General features: G+C 36.9%; 18 protein-coding genes. 12 read left to right on the top strand and 6 right to left on the bottom strand.

The features are described 5' to 3' along the window. Window positions 1-137 precede the first annotated feature (137 nt). Window positions 138-560: a hypothetical protein gene (locus KDN24_RS21920; protein WP_409974113.1), complete on the bottom strand. Its 423-nt coding sequence runs from the start codon at window positions 558-560 to the stop codon at window positions 138-140. 341 nt (window positions 561-901) lie between these two features. On the opposite strand from KDN24_RS21920, the gene KDN24_RS21915 reads away from it, so the two are divergent. The 7 genes from KDN24_RS21915 (at window position 902) to KDN24_RS21885 (ending at window position 8,970) form a co-directional block, all read left to right on the top strand. Beyond that, complete coding sequence (locus tag KDN24_RS21915) at window positions 902-2,122, top strand: DUF418 domain-containing protein (RefSeq protein WP_409974114.1); 1,221 nt, start codon at window positions 902-904, stop codon at window positions 2,120-2,122. Window positions 2,123-2,226: 104 nt separating this feature from the next. Further along, complete coding sequence (locus KDN24_RS21910; protein ID WP_409974115.1) at window positions 2,227-2,925, top strand: response regulator transcription factor; 699 nt, start codon at window positions 2,227-2,229, stop codon at window positions 2,923-2,925. Continuing rightward, on the top strand, window positions 2,925-3,986 hold the full coding sequence (locus tag KDN24_RS21905; protein WP_409974116.1) for a sensor histidine kinase: 1,062 nt from the start codon (window positions 2,925-2,927) through the stop codon (window positions 3,984-3,986). Before KDN24_RS21910 ends, KDN24_RS21905 begins: the two co-directional genes overlap by 1 nt. Window positions 3,987-4,104: 118 nt before the next feature. After that, a complete protein-coding gene (locus KDN24_RS21900; RefSeq protein ID WP_409974117.1) occupies window positions 4,105-4,902 on the top strand; it encodes an ABC transporter ATP-binding protein in 798 nt (265 codons plus the stop codon). Then, window positions 4,874-6,799 carry an ABC transporter permease gene (locus KDN24_RS21895; protein WP_409974118.1) on the top strand — a complete coding sequence of 642 codons (1,926 nt, stop codon included), beginning with the start codon at window positions 4,874-4,876 and terminating at the stop codon, window positions 6,797-6,799. Before KDN24_RS21900 ends, KDN24_RS21895 begins: the two co-directional genes overlap by 29 nt. A gap of 85 nt (window positions 6,800-6,884) precedes the next feature. Beyond that, on the top strand, window positions 6,885-7,658 hold the full coding sequence (locus tag KDN24_RS21890; RefSeq protein WP_409974119.1) for a DUF4931 domain-containing protein: 774 nt from the start codon (window positions 6,885-6,887) through the stop codon (window positions 7,656-7,658). Between the two features lie 136 nt (window positions 7,659-7,794). Further along, window positions 7,795-8,970: an FtsW/RodA/SpoVE family cell cycle protein gene (locus KDN24_RS21885; RefSeq protein WP_409974120.1), complete on the top strand. Its 1,176-nt coding sequence runs from the start codon at window positions 7,795-7,797 to the stop codon at window positions 8,968-8,970. A 29-nt stretch (window positions 8,971-8,999) separates the two neighbouring features. Here the strand turns inward: KDN24_RS21885 and KDN24_RS21880 are convergent, their stop codons facing one another. The 4 genes from KDN24_RS21880 to KDN24_RS21865 form a co-directional block, all read right to left on the bottom strand. Then, the gene (locus tag KDN24_RS21880) at window positions 9,000-10,064 is read right to left on the bottom strand and encodes a Ger(x)C family spore germination protein (RefSeq protein WP_491348159.1); all 1,065 of its coding nucleotides are present in this window, start codon (window positions 10,062-10,064) and stop codon (window positions 9,000-9,002) included. Next, window positions 10,061-11,152 (bottom strand): GerAB/ArcD/ProY family transporter, encoded by a 1,092-nt coding sequence (locus KDN24_RS21875; RefSeq protein ID WP_491348158.1) that lies wholly within the window; start codon window positions 11,150-11,152, stop codon window positions 10,061-10,063. Before KDN24_RS21875 ends, KDN24_RS21880 begins: the two co-directional genes overlap by 4 nt. Window positions 11,153-11,172: 20 nt before the next feature. Then, window positions 11,173-12,666: a spore germination protein gene (locus tag KDN24_RS21870; RefSeq protein ID WP_409974123.1), complete on the bottom strand. Its 1,494-nt coding sequence runs from the start codon at window positions 12,664-12,666 to the stop codon at window positions 11,173-11,175. A gap of 167 nt (window positions 12,667-12,833) precedes the next feature. Further along, on the bottom strand, window positions 12,834-13,802 hold the full coding sequence (locus tag KDN24_RS21865) for an ABC transporter substrate-binding protein (protein ID WP_409974124.1): 969 nt from the start codon (window positions 13,800-13,802) through the stop codon (window positions 12,834-12,836). A 203-nt stretch (window positions 13,803-14,005) separates the two neighbouring features. Between KDN24_RS21865 and KDN24_RS21860 the strand changes: the two genes are divergently transcribed. The 4 genes from KDN24_RS21860 (at window position 14,006) to KDN24_RS21845 (ending at window position 17,718) form a co-directional block, all read left to right on the top strand. Continuing rightward, entirely contained in the window at window positions 14,006-15,010 is a 1,005-nt protein-coding gene (locus KDN24_RS21860; RefSeq protein WP_409974125.1) for a FecCD family ABC transporter permease, read from the top strand. Beyond that, window positions 15,007-16,062, top strand: coding sequence for a FecCD family ABC transporter permease (locus KDN24_RS21855; protein ID WP_409974126.1), 1,056 nt, complete (start codon window positions 15,007-15,009; stop codon window positions 16,060-16,062). Before KDN24_RS21860 ends, KDN24_RS21855 begins: the two co-directional genes overlap by 4 nt. Before the next feature lie 21 nt (window positions 16,063-16,083). After that, complete coding sequence (locus tag KDN24_RS21850) at window positions 16,084-16,899, top strand: ABC transporter ATP-binding protein (protein WP_409974127.1); 816 nt, start codon at window positions 16,084-16,086, stop codon at window positions 16,897-16,899. Between the two features lie 66 nt (window positions 16,900-16,965). Then, window positions 16,966-17,718 carry an IucA/IucC family C-terminal-domain containing protein gene (locus KDN24_RS21845; protein WP_409974128.1) on the top strand — a complete coding sequence of 251 codons (753 nt, stop codon included), beginning with the start codon at window positions 16,966-16,968 and terminating at the stop codon, window positions 17,716-17,718. Window positions 17,719-17,781: 63 nt separating this feature from the next. On the opposite strand, the gene KDN24_RS21840 is transcribed toward KDN24_RS21845, so the two are convergent. Beyond that, complete coding sequence (locus KDN24_RS21840) at window positions 17,782-17,916, bottom strand: YuzL family protein (RefSeq protein WP_409974129.1); 135 nt, start codon at window positions 17,914-17,916, stop codon at window positions 17,782-17,784. Window positions 17,917-18,136: 220 nt separating this feature from the next. Between KDN24_RS21840 and KDN24_RS21835 the strand changes: the two genes are divergently transcribed. Beyond that, window positions 18,137-20,518: a 3-hydroxyacyl-CoA dehydrogenase/enoyl-CoA hydratase family protein gene (locus tag KDN24_RS21835; RefSeq protein ID WP_491348500.1), complete on the top strand. Its 2,382-nt coding sequence runs from the start codon at window positions 18,137-18,139 to the stop codon at window positions 20,516-20,518. The last annotated feature ends 25 nt before the right edge of the window (window positions 20,519-20,543 follow it).

Genomic DNA, 20,543 nt, shown 5'->3' with positions numbered 1-20,543 from the left:
TAGGGAAAACCCCTACTGATTGAAGTTTCACTTTATTCATGTTGATAATAGCCGTAAAGTATGGGAGCCCATCAATGAGGGTTCCCATTTTTTAAAAATAATGCTCTGTACTTGAATCTTAAACAGTTCCCTAATGATTATTTTTCCCCAATTTCACGGAGGGCTTCTTTCATTTCATCAACAGTTTCAACTTTCTTATTCCGATCCAATTCATACACATAGAAGATTAATACATTTTCAACTTCATACAATTCATAAGAAATGATATTCATTGACGCTGTTTTATCACGAAAATCCTCTATACCTCTTTTACGTTCTTCTGCTGAATCGAAGATATATACCGTTAACAGCTTACCAGCTAATTCATAAGAGGAGGGTTTGACTCCATTCAGTTTCATTCCAAAAATGTTATGATTGCTAACTTTATTTTCTTTAACTACCAATTGATGTTCTGCAAAAGACGATAGCACTTCATCTAATGTAATCACATCGGGATTTGTTGTTTGGCAGGCGGTCAATAAGAAAACGATTGATATAAGAATTAGAGATAATTTATTCAATTAATCACTTCCTAAATGATTTGTCCTAATAATAGATTATATGTTTTCGGACGAAAATCGAGACGCTTGATATTTTGAATGTGATACAAGCTTCTGATTACATCCAAAAATTGGATAACATTTATTAAAATACTCTTTAATAGAGTTTGGAAAAAAACTATCTTCCCTAGGTGAGTTTTTCTCTTTAATAGTTTGTAAGGAGATATACATTGTTTACTATAACTGTAAAACATGACAATATTGTAAGGCTTTTCCTCTCCCTTGTAAGCTATTTCACTTTTTGTAAATAATTACTTTCTCTAAGATTAAGTCAGTCATGTAGTCGAGGGGGAGTGATGAGAATGAATACTTTACAGCCAGTTTCGGCGAATGAGCGTATTCAAATTATTGATGTATTAAGGGGTATTGCCATATTAGGAATATTACTAGTAAATATAGCGCACTTCAGCTATCCTGATTTATATTTGTCCATGATTGGGAAAGAGAATTTTTTTACGAATCAGTGGAATGAGGCGGACCGTGTTGTACGTGTTTTACTAGATATGTTTGTCCAAATGAAATTTATTTTTTTGTTTTCTTTTTTATTTGGCTTCGGTATGGTTATAATGATGGAGCGAACGATTGAAAAAGGAAGAAAGTTCGTCCCGATTTATATTCGTAGATTGCTAGTACTACTGTTATTCGGGGTAATTCATGCTTTTCTTATTTGGGATGGAGACATTTTAATGGATTATGCCCTCCTTGGGTTTATCCTTCTTTTGTTTAGAAAAGCGAAAGCAAGGACATTAGTTATTTGGGCGATTGTCTTCTATATGCTATTCTCCTTACCGCTTGTATTATCAAGCTTTAATTCAGCAACACAGCCTGGGATGGATGAATGGCAGCAATCCTTGCAAGTTGAAATGGAAGCGGAAGCCAAACAAGCTCTTGATGTGTATGGGAATGGATCATTTATGGATATTCAGAAGCAGAAGCTGCATGATCGGATGACATATATGTCAATGAATGGCATGCTTTCATTAAATCCATTGCTCTTTTTTTATTCATCGCTTCCGTATTTCAGCATGTTTCTAATTGGAGCCGCTTTTGCAAAAGCAAAAATCTTTCATCAGCTAAAAGATAAGCAGAAGGCTGTTAAGGTGATTTGGTTATTAGGGCTTGTTGTCGGCCTCCCAGCAAACATCGCGTTCGGTTTAAAGGGGCAAGAAATCTATTTATTAATCGGTGCACCTTTCTTGACACTCTTCTATATAACGACGATAACGTTTTTATATTCTAACACTTCTATGAAATATTTGCTGCAGCCATTCTCAGCAGTTGGAAAAATGGCATTTACGAATTATTTAGGACAATCAATTATTGGAACCTTTATATTTTACAATTTCGGTCTTGGTTTTTATGGAGAGGTTTATCCGTTTAATGGGCTTCTGCTTGCACTTGGCATTTTTACAGGGCAAGTATTGATTAGTCATTATTGGGTTAAGCACTTTGCCTTCGGACCTTTTGAATGGTTATGGCGCACGTTAACCTATATGAAACGACAGCCCTTTCTAAAAAAATGATCCTCTTTTGAAGATACTCGCCTTATGGCGAGTTTTTTCAATTTCTATTTCATAGTACTATTAAAATGAACAAAAATCGAAGTCATCCTGAAAGGAGTCATGCAATGTATAAAATTTATGTAGTAGAAGATGACAGAAAAATGGCTGCTATTATTTGTCAATATTTCAAAAAGTATGGATATGAAGCACAATACGCTGAAGACTTTGATTTTATTAAAGAAGAGTTTGTTCAATATCGGCCAGACTTAGTCATTTTAGATATTAATTTGCCTTCCTTTGATGGTTTTTACTGGTGTAGGCAAATTAGAGGCATTTCGAATGTGCCGATTATCTTTTTGTCTGCCCGCTCAGGAGAAATGGATCAAGTATTTGCAATTGAAAATGGTGGAGATGATTATATTACGAAGCCGTTCCATATGGAGGTTCTCCTTGCTAAAGTGAAGGGAGTTATTCGAAGAACATATGGAGATTATGCTCTATCGGTTGATCACAATCTTCTTGAAATTGATGGCCTTTTTTTATACCGAGATAAAAATATTATCGAATTTAATGAAAAAAGAACGGAATGTAGTCCGAAGGAATTTCGCCTAATTGATTGTTTAGCTAAAAAATGCGATAAAATTGTTTCACGAGATAAGCTGCTTGAAGCCATATGGGATGAAATCGATCTTGTTGATGATAATACACTAAATGTTAATATTCGAAGAGCTCGTAAAAGACTTGATGAGGTAGGGATTCACGATGCCATTCAAACCCAGCGTGGGCAAGGGTATATGTTAAAGAAAAACTGGAGGCATTCATAATGGGCTTTAGGCAATTTTTATTAGACCGACTTACATATATGATAATGTTCATCGTAATGCTCATTCTCGCACTGCTCGTCATAAAGCTTGGAATGCTTGAAACAGGGGTAACCTTGTCAACAAATAATCTCGTTTACATTGGTCTATTAACAATCGTTTTGCTAATGATCTACTTATTTATTGATTACATAAGACTGAAGCCTTTTTATGCTGGACTGAACAATGCGTCAAAAGAATCAGAATTGCAATCCCTCTTAAAAATAACTGCTGTAACGAAGGAACAGCAAGCCTTTAAGCAGTTATGTGAGGAGGCTTATCAAGATTATGCCCAGAAATTGCGTATGTATGAGGAACAGCAAGAGCAAAATTACTATTTTACGAATCGTTGGACTCATCAGATGAAAACGCCGTTATCTGTCATTCGCCTTATGCTTCAGGAGGAGGAAGAATGGACGAAGGAGGAGTTGATTGAACAAATTGATGAGGAATCATTGAAGCTTCATGATGGATTACAAATGATGCTCTCAACGATTAGACTTCAGAAGTTCGAGCTTGATTTTTCAATTGAAAAAATTGAATTGCTGTCATTTATTCGTGCCATATTACATGATAAACGAAAAACGTTTATTCGCTATCATATCTTTCCGAAGCTTGAAGCAGTTGAAAAAAATATCATAATCGAGTCTGATAGAAAATGGCTGACGTTCGTATTGGAGCAAATCATTCATAATGCGTTAAAGTATTCACGGGGGAATAAAGGAAAGGAAGCAAAATATATGACCATTTTGGTCAATACTGTCGAAAATAAAGTGAAGCTATCGATAGTAGACGAAGGGATCGGAATAAAACGTGAAGATCTCCCAAGAGTTTTTGATCCTTTTTTCACTGGGGAAAATGGGAGGAAGCTACAAGAGTCGACGGGCATGGGGCTTTATTTAGCAAAAAGAATTTGTGATCGCCTACAGCATCCGATTATGGTTCATTCAGTAGAAAATGAAGGGACGACGGTAGAGGTTCATTTTTTACAATCAGTGGATTATTATCAATTTGCTCGAAGATGACAAAATTGTCATCTTCTCTTCTTCTTTTGTCATGTTTATCGATCGTGGAAACAATCTATTTTTCGTAAATTATAGGTAGGCCTTCAATGGGCAGCAGTGAATACATCAGATAGATAAAATGACAAGGGTGATAAAATTGCTATTACGTGCAACAAATATTTCAAAAATTTATATCTCTAAAAAAGGAAGTTTCTCACATCAAGCGCTCGATCAATTCAATCTTCAAATAGAAAAAGGTGAATTTGTTGGGATTATGGGACCGTCAGGAAGTGGAAAATCGACGCTATTAAATATTTTAGCCATGATCGATAAACCTTCGGCGGGAACGGTTGAAATTGACGGTGTAAATACAAGGCAGCTCAATGAAAAAGAGCTGGCATTATTTCGGCGAAAGCGGCTTGGATTTGTATTCCAAGATTTTAATTTGCTTGATACGTTGTCAGTAAAGGAAAATATTCTTTTGCCACTCGTCTTAGAAAGTGTATCGAAAATGGAAATGGAAAGTAGATTAAATGAAATTGCAGAGATTCTTGGTATTCGTGAAATTTTATTAAAAAGGACATATGAAATTTCAGGTGGCCAGCAGCAAAGAACGGCAGCTGCAAGAGCCCTTATTCATAATCCCGAATTAATTCTTGCCGATGAACCGACAGGAAACCTAGATTCAAAGGCAGCAAAGTCGTTAATGGAGGCATTGGAAAGGTTGAATAAAGAACAGGGGCGCTCGATTTTAATGGTGACCCATGATCCATTTGCAGCAAGCTATTGCAACCGGATTGTGTTTATTCGAGATGGGAAGCCATATACAGAAATTTATCGTGGAGAACAGCGGCAAGCCTTTTTCCAAAAAATCCTTGATGTTCTTTCAATGCTAGGAGGTTCCTTTGATGACATTTCGTCAGCTCATTCTAAGTAATATCAGAGGGAATTTTCAGAAGTATAGCTCCTATTTTCTAAGCAGCACATTTACCGTTTTGATTTTCTATATGTTTTCAGCCTTTATTTATCATCCAAGTGTTAAAGGGGAGATTGTTCACGAGATCATCACAAGGCTGCTCATTGCATGTGAAATTGTCATTGTGTTTTTTACGATTTTCTTTGTAAAGTACTCCAATTCAGCATTCATGAAGTCGAGAAAAAAGGAATTTGGTCTGTTGAAGCTCATTGGGCTGGAAAATAAGCAGATTTCTAAGCTTGTATTTTTGGAATTTACGATTATTTCAATCGGAGCGATCGGGGTAGGAATTCTATTTGGAATTCTATTTTCGAAGTTGTTTTTTATGGCGATTACAGCGATTGTACAACCGGAAATTCCACTTGGATTTGTCGTTCCCCAAAAAGCAATTATGACAACCATTATTGTTTTTTTTGTCTTATTTGAATTCATTACACTTTTTGAACTGAAAGAAATTAACAAGAGTGAAATTATTGAGCTTGTTAAGGCAGCAAAAAAACCAAAGGAGCCACCAACCTATTCACTCAAGCTTGTCGTATTAGGCGTTCTTTTGCTAGGAGCAGGGTATGCACTTGCAGCCGTTTCTAATTTAGTGATCCTCTTCTTTTCGATGATTCCGATTTTAGTGCTTGTCATCATTGGGACCAGTTTATTATTTGGCCAATTATCTACAGCTATTTTACAGAAATTGCAAAGCTCCTCACAGCTTTATTGGAAAAAAACAAACATGACGACGATCAGCATGCTTATTTTTAAAGTGAAGGATAATGCAAGAATTCTCAGCAACGCGGCTATTTTAAGTGCAGTTGTCACATCGAGCATGGGGATGTTAATTTGGTTCAGTCATTTTTCAGACACTGCCTTCCGGGGCCCGCAAGATATGATCATTTTGCAAAAAGGAGTGAATGAGTCTCCGTTTTACAAAAGAGAAGAAGTAGAAGCTGCTGCCAAAAAGCATGGGGTAGAAATTAAACATTATGATAAAACGGTGATTTTGCCAACAACGGTGACGATCCGCAACGAGGTTTCGACGATGTGGATCATGTCTGAAAGTGAATTTAATAAACGTGCAAAACAAATGAAGCATATAAAACCATTAAAAATCGAAGATGGGAAGGCTGTATTCATCTCACCTTTTGATCCTTCAGAGGACGAGCGCTTTGCCCCACCTAAATATGAGGATGATCAGATAGATATTCAAATAGCTGAAGAAACCGAAACAATTGCCATTCAGGCTTCTATTGCTGAAGTAACTTTTACACGAGGACAAAAGGGTGGCAATGCCTATCTTCTCGTTACGGATGATAAAATATTTAGTAAGTGGGCGGATTTATTTCCTCGCTCTGAGCAGCTTTTCATGAATGACTACTATTTTGAACAGTTAGAACATGCAGGAGATCTATTAGCTGAATTAAAGGCTAAAAAGGATGAAGCTGCAACTATTACTATTTTTGATGGCTTTTCTTCTTATCTTGACATCAAAATGGGAAATAATTTGCTACTGTTTATCGGATTATTTATTTCAATGCTCTTCTTTCTTGCCTCAGGAAGCTTAATATTTTTTAAATTGATGACGGAAATGGATGAGGATAAACAGGGATTTGCGATTATGCGTAAATTAGGGATGACGGAAGGTGAAGTGAGGCGTTCTGTTTCAATGCAGATGGCGATATTATTTTTCTTGCCAGTTGTCGTTGGAACCGTTCATACATTATTCGCTTTTAACAGTGCCCGTGTTGCACTAATGGCAACAACGATTTGGAATACCGGAATTATCGCGATTGGTCTGTATTTACTATTTCAGTTTGTTTACTTCTTTTTGACGAGAGCGATTTATTTGCGCAAGATTCTTCGATAATGTGCTTTTTGCTCCCAATTTAAAAATATCTCATGTAAACTATTGATATAAGCTTGTTATATTGAAAAAGCAGGTGCAATCGTCTATGGTAAATACCCATCTTATGTTTCATACTGAAATTGGCCGGCAAAAACCTAACAGTATTCGTAATAAAGAGCAAAGCTGCCCCTTTTGCGAACGGGAAAAGCTTATTGATATTATCGCAGTGGATGGACCGATTATTTTTTTGAAAAATAAATACCCTGTATTAGAGAATACGTATCAAACCGTTCTGATCGAGACGGATGATTGCCATGGAGAAATGTCCACCTATCCAGAGGAACATTTAATAAAACTCATTCGTTTCGGTCTAACACATTGGCTTTCAATGATCGAATCCGGTAAGTATAAATCCGTTCTCTTTTTCAAAAATCATGGCCCATTATCTGGTGGCTCAATCGCGCATCCCCATATGCAAATTATTGGATTGAATGAGATTGATTATCGGGAAAAGGTTCAAGCGATCGATTTCGAAGGATTAGTGATTCAAGAAAAAAACGGAACGGTTTTTTCGATCTCAACGAAGCCTCGTGTAGGATTTTATGAATTCAATGTGAAGCTCGGAAAGATTGAAGATATTTATGCGTTTGCCAAATATATTCAAATCGCAACTCATTATACATTAAATCATTTTCCGTTTTCCTGCAGCAGCTATAATTTATTTTTTTATCAGTTAGCTGATGAAGTCTATGTGAAAATTATTCCGAGGTTTATTACAACACCGTTATTCATTGGGTATTTTATTCCGCAAGTTCCTAATAATATTGAATGGATGAGAAATGACGTACGGGAGAAGTATCTCACTTCATTTACTATGTAGTAATTATCGCCAATCACACAAAATAAGTTGTACTTTGTTTCGATAAAAAATATAATAAAGTGTTGTTTAAACTTCATTTAAAAACATCTCCTACTTACCTTAAAGAGAGGAGATGTTTGCAAACAGGGAGAATGAGATGACTTCAAATAAAAATACTTCACCTCCTAAATTAGATTTTAGTTTAGTGCTCATTTTATTATTATTATTTTTAGTAAGCTGTATATCGATATATAGTGCTCAGACAACTGGGCAATATAAAGAGAATTTTCTGTTGAAGCAAATCGTTTGGTATGGTGTTGGTGCAGGAATTATTGCAGCGGTTATTACACTCGATTCGGAGCAGTTGAAGAAAATTTCGTGGTATGCTTACGGCTGCGGATTATTTTTGCTGGGCTTTTTAATTGTCGCACCAAGTAGTATTGCACCTGTCATTAATGGGGCAAAGGCTTGGTATCGTGTACCAGGGATGGGGTCATTACAGCCTGCTGAACTTGTTAAAGTCTTTATCATCCTAGTTCTTGCGAAAGTGATTGATGATCACCACCAGAAAAATATTAACAAAACCATGAAAACAGATTTCTATCTCCTCATGAAAATTGGTTTGTTTACAATGATTCCACTGCTGCTCGTCATGCAGCAGCCTGATTTAGGGACAGGCCTAGTTTTTATTGCTATCATGCTTGGCATGATTTTTATTTCAGGGATTACTTGGAAGTTGCTTGCACCTATTTTCGGATCGGGTGCTTTCATTGTATCAATTATTTTTTATTTTGTTCTTTGGCAGCCGGATATTTTAGAAAAGTATTTAGGGGTAAAGCCCTATCAATTTGATCGGATCTATTCTTGGCTTGATCCGTATAATTATCAAAGCTCAACAGGATTTCAACTAACAAGATCTCTTCTTGCCATCGGTTCAGGGGAAACGAGTGGAAAAGGATATGGAACAAGAGAGGTTTACTTGCCGGAAAGCCATACCGATTTTATCTTTAGTATTGTTGGGGAGGAGTTTGGATTTATCGGGGCGAGCGTTCTTGTAAGCTTATTCTTTTTGCTTATATACCATATCACGAAGGTTGGCATGGATACGAAGAACAATTTTTATACGTATATTTGTGTTGGTGTTATTAGTATGATTACATTTCATGTTTTCCAAAATATCGGGATGACGATCGGCTTGCTGCCCATTACGGGAATTCCACTACCATTTATTAGCTATGGAGGGAGTTCACTATTAGGAAATATGCTCGCCATTAGCTTAATTTTTTCGATTCGCTACCATCATCGAAAATATATGTTTTCAAATAATGATTAATATAGAGCGGGTCATTTGTGCACCCGCTCTTATTTGATCGCGCCAGTTTCCACAATTCTTGCTTCAGCTTTTACAGAAAAAGTAAGCTTTTTATAGTCTTCCTTCCAGTTGCTAAAATCATAGTGGCGAAAACGTTTTCTATGTAAGTGCCCAAGTCCTAACGGATCAATTCCTAGTTCTTGGAACTGTTTCATTAATTTTAAGCACTCTTTTTCTATATTTTTTTCAAGTTTATCGGTAATTCTCGCTACAACCTTATTTGTTAACGTTTTTCCTGTATATTCTCTAATTTCTCCGATTAACTTAATATGAACATGAACATGAGAATGATCATCTTTGCTTATTGTATATTTGTGTTTCGATCTTATACTTCTAACAGCACTAGCCTCTCCCTTTTTTAAAAAGACTCGAAAGCTACCGCGACTATATTGATCTGTCAGAAGTTTAAAATAAAACATGTTTTCATCACGAAGGACATGAACCTCCCGATCGCCTTTAAATAGGCTAATCCCGCTTATTTCAACTTCTTCAGGACTTAGGGCTCTTATTTCTGGCAAATAGGGATCTTTCCCTTGCATGTAATAGTCACGTAAAAAAATATGTATATTCGTTTCCGGAATATCTCTATTTTCAATATTATGCTTAATAAGATTTTGCAAATATTTAGAAACCCCTTGTGGTCCATAATCACCCTTCAATATTTCTAAAGCACTTCCTGCTGATGTTGCTAAGTAAAGTGTTGAACCGATGCTTGCATCTCTTTGGTAAGAGTCAACAAAATCGGCAATGCCAGAGTCGGAAAGCTTGTCACCAAATATCGTGATAACGAGACCTCCAGTAGCAACTTCTCCTGAAGCTTGCTTTTGCACGTTTAATAATAAATCTCTTCGCAAACGGCCTTCCGTCGTAAATACTTTATTTTCTATTGATTTATCAGGGCGGTAATCCTGTATTAAAATAGCGCCGGTAAATTTATCTTTCGTTAATTGATCAAAGGCTGCTCCTGCTTCAATATTAATTTCATCAATAATATTTTTTTGAACACAACTAGATAAAATGAGCAATGAGAGTAGTAATAACGATAGTTGTTTCATTCTTCTTTTTTCACCTTCTTTGCAATCATTATGCAAATGAACAGAATGGGAATATAAATAAATGCAAAGGCAAATCCGATCTTTATCGCGATATCATTTAATGCAGATACTTTTTCACGGCTGTTAACCAGTTTAATAACGAGTACAGTGATGAGAGCGATAAGAATGGCTCCATTTTTTTGGCGAATATTGAATATTCTTTTCATCAATCTTGAGGAAATCCACATAGAAAGACAAACATTAGGTAGAATAACTAAATTCCAACTGGCTATCCCAATATATTCAAACCGTTCGATAAAAGGCAATCTGACAATTTTCCACATCGTTAATGTAGGCCATGTAGCCTTTAAAAGCTGCTCTCTTGAAAAAAAAGTGATGGTTAAAATCATTAATCCAGTAAATATGAGCGTTATCGTTAGTATGGCAATATGCGCCCATTTTTTTGATCTTTGTGGATCTTTAATAAATGGATAATAAAACAGGATCGTTTCAAATCCAATAAATGATAAAAGCATTTGGTAAGAGCCTAATAGGATATCTTTGAGAGAATGGTTCCAGATAGGCAGCAGGTGGTCAAATTGTGCATATTTAATATTAGAGCTAAATACGAGGATTAAACAAAAAGGGAGAATAAGTCCAAAAAAAGACATCCCGACAACTGTCCGAAATCCTCCATAGACGACATAAATACATAGAAGCATAAAGGCAAATGCGAACCAAAAAACACTTATGTCTGAGAACATCCATACTTGAATAAACTCAATATATGCCCGTAAAATGGTCAAGACGTAAATAAAATAATAAACAATAAACACAGTGCTTATCAGTTTCCCACCAATATTTCCTAATAAGTAAGTATTGGCTGTAACAAGGTCACCATTAACTGTTTCGGCAATTTTATAAATCATCCAAAGGATAATGTGAAGGCTTAATCCGGCGATGATAGTTGAAATCCAAGCATCTTGTCCAGCATGTTTTGTAATAAATCGCTGAAATCCTAGAAAGCCAATCCCAATTTGCATTGAAGCGATTATATAAAACACTAAGGATGGGGAAACTTTTAATCTTTCAGGTATTCTTTCCTGCATTTTTTAGATTGTCCCCCTTCTTATTCATCAATGTCCTTTTTCAATTTTGCTTTTTCTTTGTTAAAGCGCTTGGACTTGTTCGTTCTTAAAAAAATTGGTCGCAATGATTGTTTATTAAATGGTAGTCTTATTAGGGAATCCTTTAAGTCATGAAGCCGAGGTGGAAAAATTGGTTCTAAAAAGGGCCTCCCTAACGATGTGAGGCGCAATAAATGGGTTAGCATAATACAGAAAGCGAAAACGATGCCAAGCAATCCCCATAACTCAGCAAATAGCAAAATAGGGAATCGTAATAAACGGATCGTATTGCCCATTTTATAAACAGGTGTCGTAAAGGAAGCGAGAGCGGCCAATGCAACAATAATGAGAAGCACATTACTCGTTAGCCCAGCTTCAACAGAGGCAGTTCCAATGACAATTCCTCCCACGATGCCAATTGTTTGCCCAACCTTCGTCGGAAGTCTTGCTCCAGCCTCTCTTAATAGTTCGATGGTTAGTTCGAGAAAGATCGCTTCTAGTATAGGGGGAAATGGCACAACCCGCCTCGATGTAATTAAGGTTCCAACTAAATCACTTGGAATTAATTCATAATGATATGTGAGTACCGCTACGTACAATGGTGTAGCAAGGAAAGAAAATAAGACAGCGAATACTCTAACGATTCTAAAGAATGATGCTAATATCCAATTAAGGAAATAATCTTCGAAGGAATTAAAAAACTCAACTAGCGTTGTAGGTCCAATCAGAACATGTGGAGAACCATCAACGATAATGGCAATTTTTCCTTCTGAAAGAATTCCTGCAATTCTATCAGGTCTTTCCGTATCCAATAGCTGTGGGAATGGAGAATTAGAATTATCGCATATAAGCTGAACGATATAGGAACTATCTGTAATCGAATCAAACTCTATTTCTTTAATGCGTTGTCTCACAGTATTTACGTTTGCATCATTTGTAATGGATTCAATATAGAGAATGGCAACTCTCGTATTAGATAAGCTTCCAACAATGAATTCCTCAACAACAAGCTCCTTTATTGGCAATCTCTTTCTAATTAAATTAATATTTTGACCTAGTGATTCGACAAATGCCTCTTTTGGTCCGATGACAGAGAATTCAATTTCAGGCGGTGAGAGGCTGCGGACAAGTTTTTTTTGAACAGCGATGAAGACAAACTTCTTTTCATCATTGTTAATGGTCAGCATCACATAGCCATTTAGCAATTTTTGCTCAATTTTAGTGATGTCATTTGAAATTTCTACGTCCGTCAGCGGCAATATTTCTTTCGCATCGTTGATGGAATTTAACTCCTTATCCAATAGGTTTGGCAGCAAGCTTTGTTGAATAACTTGTTCATCAACCAAAGTAGATAAAAAGGTTAAGCAGAGATTTGTATTTGTTAACTTATTTTTATAATCGATTTTGGTGAAATCCTTCGATCTCTCTAATGTTTTCTCCCAATTCATTTGATCACTATTTTTTTTGTTCTTCATTCGCTCAAACCATTTTTTCATAACCATCACCATCATTTTTGGGAATTACTTTTATTGTTACCAGAATTGGGCGGTTTATGAATCAAGTTCATTTTGCTCAAAAAAAAAAGAATCCACATATAAAATGTAGATTCTTTTTCTTGAGTGGGAAGAGCTCCAAAAAGGGGGGAGCATCGAAAATTAGAGATCTATTTAAGGAAAAATTCCTCAATATCATTTAGCATTAAATTTGCAGCAATGACACCACCAGCAGTATTCCAAATGATGTCATCAACTTTATGAACATTTCCTTTTTGCGCTACATCAAGTTTTTGGAATAACGGATCATTTATCCATTCTTCTTCAAGCTGAGTTCCAGCTCCATCACCAGGTTCATAAGTGAAATAGAAGAGAACATCTCCATCCATTAAAGGAATTTGTTCTTTCGTTACATTTCTAATCGCAAAATCGTCAACATTTTGGCTATCTGGGCGTTGGAAACCTAGCTGATCCCAAATAACTCCTGAGAATGTATCCTTTTGGTAAATACGTACATCTCCAGCCATGAAACGAACCATTGAGATTTTTTGATTTACCTTATCTCCAAGCTTTTCTTTTAAATCAGCAATCCGTGCATCATAAGCAGCGATTACTTCTTTGCCTTTTTCTTCTTTATTTACAGCTTTTGCATATAACTCAAAATTTTCTTTCCAGTTTCCTCGTAAAGTCTCAGCAAATACTGTCGGAGCAATTGAATTTAATTGGTCATAAATCTGTTCATGGCGCATTTTATTCCCGATAATTAAGTCAGGCTTAAGAGCGGCAATTGCTTCAACGTTCACTTCAAGCTCTGTTCCAACGATTTTAACATCTTTCAGCTTATCAGTAAGATGCTCATAAAAAGTGTCTTGAGTCGTTGGCTTAACAGTACCGACAGGTGTAATACCTAATTCTAAAAGTGCTTCAGTTCCTTCATTTGTCAAAATAACGACTTTTTCTGGTGTTTTCTCAATTGGTGTAGAACCCATTGCATGTTCCACTGTATATCCAGTATTTTCAGCTTTATTGTTAGTGTCTTCTTTTTTATCTGTTGTTGCTTTTTCGCTATTGCCACATGCTGCTAATGCGAAGATCATCATTGTTAAAAACAAGGGTAGTAGTTTTTTAATCGTCTTCATTTTCTTCCTCCGTAAGCTGTTCTAATAGCTGTTAATGATAATCATTTTCAATCACTATCTAATCATAAGTTGCTAGACTAATATTGTCAATAGTTAAGTGAAAATGATTCTCAAAGTCATTGACAGTATATAATAAATACGTTTCAATAGAAGTAAAAGTGATCATAGATTATGCATACTAAGATGTTTGGAAGGTTTATACGATGCTACTAAAAAATAATAGTCACAAAATAATCGGTCTTTTTGCAATTATTATCTTATTATTACTATTAATGTGTGCCAGCATTGTTTATGGGTACACGGACACCACTTGGAAGATGGTGTTAGATGCTTTTCAGTATAATGATGGTTCAACAGAGCATCTTGTTATTGAAACAGTTAGATTGCCGCGAGCTTTAATAGCTGCTGCAGTAGGGAGTAGTTTAGCCATTGCTGGAGCACTTATGCAAACATTAACCAAAAATCCGCTTGCTTCCCCGGGAATTTTTGGTGTAAATGCAGGAGCCGGTTTTGCTGTTGTCATTGCGGTTAGTCTTTTTTCGATTGCAAATCTTCAAGCCTTTACATGGATTGCTTTTTTAGGAGCGGCAGTAGCTGCTATTAGTGTATATATGATCGGTTCCGTTGGTAGAGAGGGACTAACACCGATGAAGTTAACTTTAGCTGGGGCAGCGATATCAGCCATGTTTGCTTCATTTACACAAGGTTTTTTAGTTTTAAATGAAGCAGCATTAGAGCAAGTGTTATTTTGGCTAGCTGGTTCAGTTCAAGGAAGAAAGTTAGAAATTTTAACGAATGTATTACCTTATTTAGTAGTCGGTTGGTTTGGCTCACTTATTATCGCTACCAAAATGAATGTTTTATCAATGGGGGAAGATGTAGCAAAGGGTTTAGGGATGAATACAGCGCTACTAAAAATCTTTGCAGCCATTTTTATTATTTTATTAGCAGGTGGTTCGGTCGCAATTGCTGGACCAATCGGTTTCATAGGAATTATTATTCCCCATATTACGAGAACGATTGTCGGAATTGATCATCGTTGGGTAATTCCTTATGCAGGAATTCTTGGTGGTATTCTATTGCTGACAGCGGATATTTTTGCGCGGTATATTATTATGCCCCAGGAAGTTCCGGTCGGCGTGATGACCGCGATTATTGGAACTCCATTCTTTATTTATATTGCAAGAAGGGGGTTCAATGCAAAATGAGTAAATATAGAAATATTCGCGTATTAAAAGGCAAGGCTTCATTTCTTGTTGATAAAAAAGCGATTTCTATTTTAATGATAATGGCTGTATTGGCGGTAATTGTCTTTATTTTGAGCACAGGCTTAGGCGAAATGAAAATAAGTCCACTTACGGTTGTGAAGGTGTTTTTTGGCGGTGGAACGGAGATGGAACAGCTTGTTATTCGCTCGTTCCGTTTACCTAGAATTTTGATAGCATTAATCGTCGGCATGTCATTAGCTGTAGCAGGCGGCATTTTACAGGGAATCATTCGAAATCCGTTGGCTTCTCCAGATATTCTAGGAATTACCGGTGGAGCTGCTGTAGCTGTCGTATCATTTTTGACTTTTTTTAGTGATAAAAACAATTCGTTAACAGTTAGTATTCAATGGCTTCCACTTGTTGCATTTTGCGGTGCTGGTGTAGTAGCTATCGCTGTATATTTATTATCATGGAAAAATGGCGTCTCTCCTATTAGGCTTGTGCTAATTGGGATTGGGATATCTGCTCTTACGCAAGCACTTACAACTATTATGATGATTTCAGGACCAATCTATCGTGCAAGCCAAGCAAATATGTGGATTACAGGGACTGTGTACGGTTCAAATTGGACAAACGTTATTACATTAGCTCCTTGGGCATTTATCTTTTTGCTTATCTCATTTATGATGGCAAGAAATCTTAATATTCAAGAGCTTGGCGATGAAATTGCTACTGGAGTTGGGAGCGCGGTCGGTAAACAGCGATTCATCTTATTAATGATTAGTACTGCGTTAATTGGCAGTTCTGTTGCATTTGCGGGAGGAATCGGCTTTGTCGGCTTGATGGCCCCACATATGGCAAGAAGGTTAGTTGGCTCTGCCTTTGGTGCACTTCTTCCAGTCTCTGCACTCATTGGTGCTGTACTTGTCATGGTTGCAGATTTAATTGGACGAACCGTGCTTGCCCCAATCGAAATACCTGCAGGAGTGTTAACTGCAGGAATCGGAGCACCTTATTTCATTTATTTATTATTCAAAACGCGTAACGCTTAATATAATTAAGGAGCAGTCGAAATGACAGGATCAATCGAAACACAAAAACTAACACTTTCATATGGGGAAAGTATCATAATTGAAGAATTGGATCTTACAATTCCTAAAGGTGAAATGACCATTTTTATCGGTGGGAACGGCTGTGGAAAATCGACATTGCTTCGATCAATTGCCCGACTTTTAAAGCCTAAAGCTGGTGCGGTGCTGCTAGAAGGAAAGGCCATTGCGAAAATGCCAACAAAAGATGTGGCTAAACAGATGGCTATACTTCCGCAATCACCAATTGCGCCTGAAGGATTGACGGTACTTCAATTGGTGAAACAAGGTCGGTATCCTTATCAAACTTGGCTAAAGCAATGGACAGAGAAAGATGAAGAAAAGGTTAATAATGCTTTAATGGCAACGAAAATAGCAGACTTAAAAGATCGGCCCGTCGATTCGCTTTCTGGTGGTCAGCGCCAAAGAGCCTGGATTGCCATGACTTTAGCTCAAAATACTGAAGTTGTCTTGCTTGATGAACCGACAACTTATTTAGATATGTCCCATCAAATCGAAATTCTCGATCTACTATTTGAGCTCAATGAAACAGAGAAAAGAACGATAGTTATGGTGCTCCATGACTTAAACCTAGCTTGTCGCTATGCTCATAACATTGTCGCGATTAAGGACAAAAAGGTATATGCACAAGGAAAGCCAGAATATGTGATGAATTGCAGTCTTGTGAAAAATGTATTTAATATGGATTGTCAAGTAACGACTGATCCACTCTTTGGTACACCACTTTGTATTCCATTTGGAAAAGGCAGATGTATTTTACCGCAAGTTAACGGGCAGTAAGCCCCCTATTAATTGACGTTACACTTCACCTAACTCATAGCGATAAATTGAAGGGGGAGGCGCCTTTTGGCTAGTCTATCTGATTCACTCATACACGAGCTTAAAGAAATGCGGTTAACAACTGAAAAATGGGCATCACCGCTTTCTATTCAAGTGAATAACTTGCTTGATGAAAATGAGATGCGGGAATATTTGGATTTACTAGGAAAACATATTGAGGCTGCCAATAGCAAAACGGCAGGCTCCATCTTTATGAAACGATATGCTTTTTTAGCTGTGATGTTTCTTTATACGATGACTAGTAAAAACGAAAAGCTGCTCATCTCGGAAGAAAATATATCTATTGAAACAGATGAAAAAGCAGAAGTATGGCTTCCAGCGTTTTATTTTTCCCGTTTAGAATCGGAGCGGTTATGGAAAGATCGAAAAGCTTGGAGAAAGAATTGTATTGAAGCTCTATTTAAAGATCATCTCTATCCACTCATTCATTGTGTCGCAAAAGTAACAAAGATTTCGAAGCTTATATTATGGGAGAATATCGCTATTTATATTTTTTGGTTATATGAGACTGTTTTTCAAAGGGAAGAAAATGACTTTGAATTAAACGAAAAAGCAAAGGATGATTTTCAATATATTGTTTTTGAAGCAGAAGGATCGTTGTTTGGCGATTATCATGAAAATCCACTAAAGCGCTTTTATAAAGAAAAAATGTATGTGAAAGAGATTGATAAGGAAATAAGGCAAAGATCCTCATGTTGCTTTGCCTATTTAACAAAAAGTAAGCAGCATTGCTCAACATGCCCATGTATGAAGATATGAAAATGTAGTGAAGTGTTTTAATTGAGCGGTCTCAGAAGGGAGTTACCTAATGAGACCGTTAAACTATTTTTTCTTATATTGATTGTTTTGACTATTAACCTTTCCACTGCCGCCTGTTTCAACAGTCGGCCCTGCATTTCCTTTCACACTAGCTGCACTAACACCAGCTCTTGAAGGATTTTTTTTCATTCTTGCCATAATGTCTTCACCTCCATTAATAGAATATCCAATAATCAGGATAATATCTTAAGGACAAAAACAAATATAAAAAAAGCGCTTTTTCACGATGAAAAGCATTGCGTAAATTTTACAAATATTTTATCATTATAAGTAATTACACTCATTCACAGTGGAAGTTTTTTTTGCAACAAAAATGAATGAGTATTCATTCAAGGGTGAAAAGGGGGAAATGAAGTTGATCCAACAAATCAAAAAAGCAGCAGTTCTTGGTTCAGGGGTAATGGGTTCAGGTATTGCAGCACACCTAGCGAATATTGGAATTCCAACCATATTGCTAGATGTTGTACCTCGAGAATTAACAGATTCCGAAAAGGCGAAAGGTCTTACACTTGAAGATAAGGCTGTACGCAACCGTATTAGTGAAGCAGGGAAGCAGAATCTCTTAAAGCAAAAACCAGCTCCGCTAACTTCAAAAAAGAATCTTTCTTTAATTGAGGCTGGAAACTTTGAAGACGATATGGAACGACTTAAAGAGGTTGATTGGATTATCGAAGTAGTTGTTGAAGACCTTAAAATTAAAAGACAAGTATTTGCAAAGGTGGATGAATGTCGAAAACTAGGCAGTATCGTAAGCTCTAACACATCCGGTATCTCAGTAGAAGCGATGGGGGAGAATCGCTCAGAGGATTTCCAAAAGCATTTCCTTGGCACACACTTCTTTAACCCACCACGATATTTAAAACTATTGGAAATTATCCCGACGAAACATACAGACCCTGAAGTTCTCTCATTTATGAAGGAATTTGGTGAAGATGTATTAGGAAAAGGTGTTGTAGAGGCGAAGGATACACCGAACTTTATTGCGAACAGAATCGGGACATATGGACTGCTAATAACTGTTCAAGAAATGCTAAAAGGCGGCTATAGTGTCGGTGAAATAGATTCAATTACGGGTCCTTTAATTGGTAGACCGAAAAGTGCAACCTTCAGAACGCTTGATGTCGTTGGTCTTGATACATTTGTTCATGTTGCCAATAATGTTTACGAGCAAGTAGAAGGAAAGGAAAAGGAAGCATTTGAAGTTCCAACCTTCATGAAGGAAATGCTTAATAAAGGCTGGCTTGGCAGTAAGTCTGGGCAAGGATTCTTTTTGAAGCAAGGAAAGGAAATTCTTGAATTAGATCCTACTACTTTACAATATGGTCCTCGTAAAAAGCTGAAAACAGCAGCAACAGAGCTAAGTAAGCAGGAAAAAGGTACGGCCAATAAATTAAAAGCACTCGTATATGCCGATGATCGGGCTGGACAACTGCTATGGGGAGTATTAAGTCCGTCTTTAATCTATTCCGCTACATTACTCGGCACAATTGCAGATGATGTTGTTGCGATTGATAAAGCTATGAAATGGGGCTTCGGTTGGGAATTAGGTCCATTTGAAATCTGGGATGCAATCGGCCTCGAAAAATCTGTTCAGAAAATGACAGAATCCGGAGAAGTTGTTCCAGCATGGGTTCAAGAAATGCTTGAAAAAGGGTTTACGTCATTTTATAAGGAAGAGAATGGAGACCTTTACTATTATCAAAATGGTGACTATCAATTAGTCGAGGAAAACGTAAAGGCGATAAATTTAAAACGGCTTAAAAAGCAAAACGGCGTTATTAAAAAGAATAGTGGTGCGAGTTTAATAGATATCGGCGATGGCGTTGCCCTACTAGAATTCCATTCAAAAGGCAACTCTCTCGGATTAGATATTATTCAAATGATAAATTTTGCGATTGATGAAGTTGAAAAGAATTATAAAGGACTTGTCATTGGAAATCAGGGGAAAAACTTTAGTGTTGGCGCAAACCTTGCCATGATTCTTATGGAAGCACAGGACGATAATTTCTTCGAGCTTGACATGGTTGTTCGTCAATTCCAACAAGCGATGATGAAAATAAAATACAGTCAAAAGCCTGTCGTTTCAGCTCCTTTCGGTATGACATTAGGGGGAGGAACGGAAATATGCTTACCGACAGCACATATTCAAGCTTCAAGTGAAACATACATGGGACTTGTTGAAGCTGGAGTAGGGCTTATCCCTGGAGGCAGTGGAAATAAAGAGCTGTATATAAAGCATTTAAATAGTATGCCAAGCGGAGTTGAATATGATCTTCAAAAGGTAGCGAATAAAGTATTTGAAACGATTGCAATGGCTAAAGTATCAACATCAGGGGAAGAGGCTCGTGATAACAATTTCTTGAACTTTGCTGATGGCATAAGTGTAAATGGTGATCATCAACTTTATGATGCAAAACAAGTCGTGTTATCTCTAGCTGAAAAAGGCTATCGCCCTCCAGTTCGTAAAAAAATACCGGTTGTAGGGGAAACTGGTTATGCAACCTTGCTACTTGGTGCACAAGCAATGTTTTACTCTGGATTTATTTCTGAACATGATTTAAAGATTGCTAAAAAGCTAGCATATGTCATTGCTGGTGGTAAAGTGCCATATGGAACGGAAGTAGATGAGCAATATTTGCTAGATTTAGAGAAAGAAGCATTTATGAGTCTCTTAGCTGAGCCAAAAACTCAAGCGCGCATGCAGCATATGCTCATCAAAGGCAAACCACTGCGCAACTAGTACGACAAGGCGAAATTGCGATTTG

It is taken from the genome of Cytobacillus sp. Bva_UNVM-123 (assembly GCF_046351715.2).
GTDB lineage: Bacteria > Bacillota > Bacilli > Bacillales > Cytobacillaceae > Cytobacillus.
This window is presented reverse-complemented; position numbering and strand designations above follow the sequence as displayed.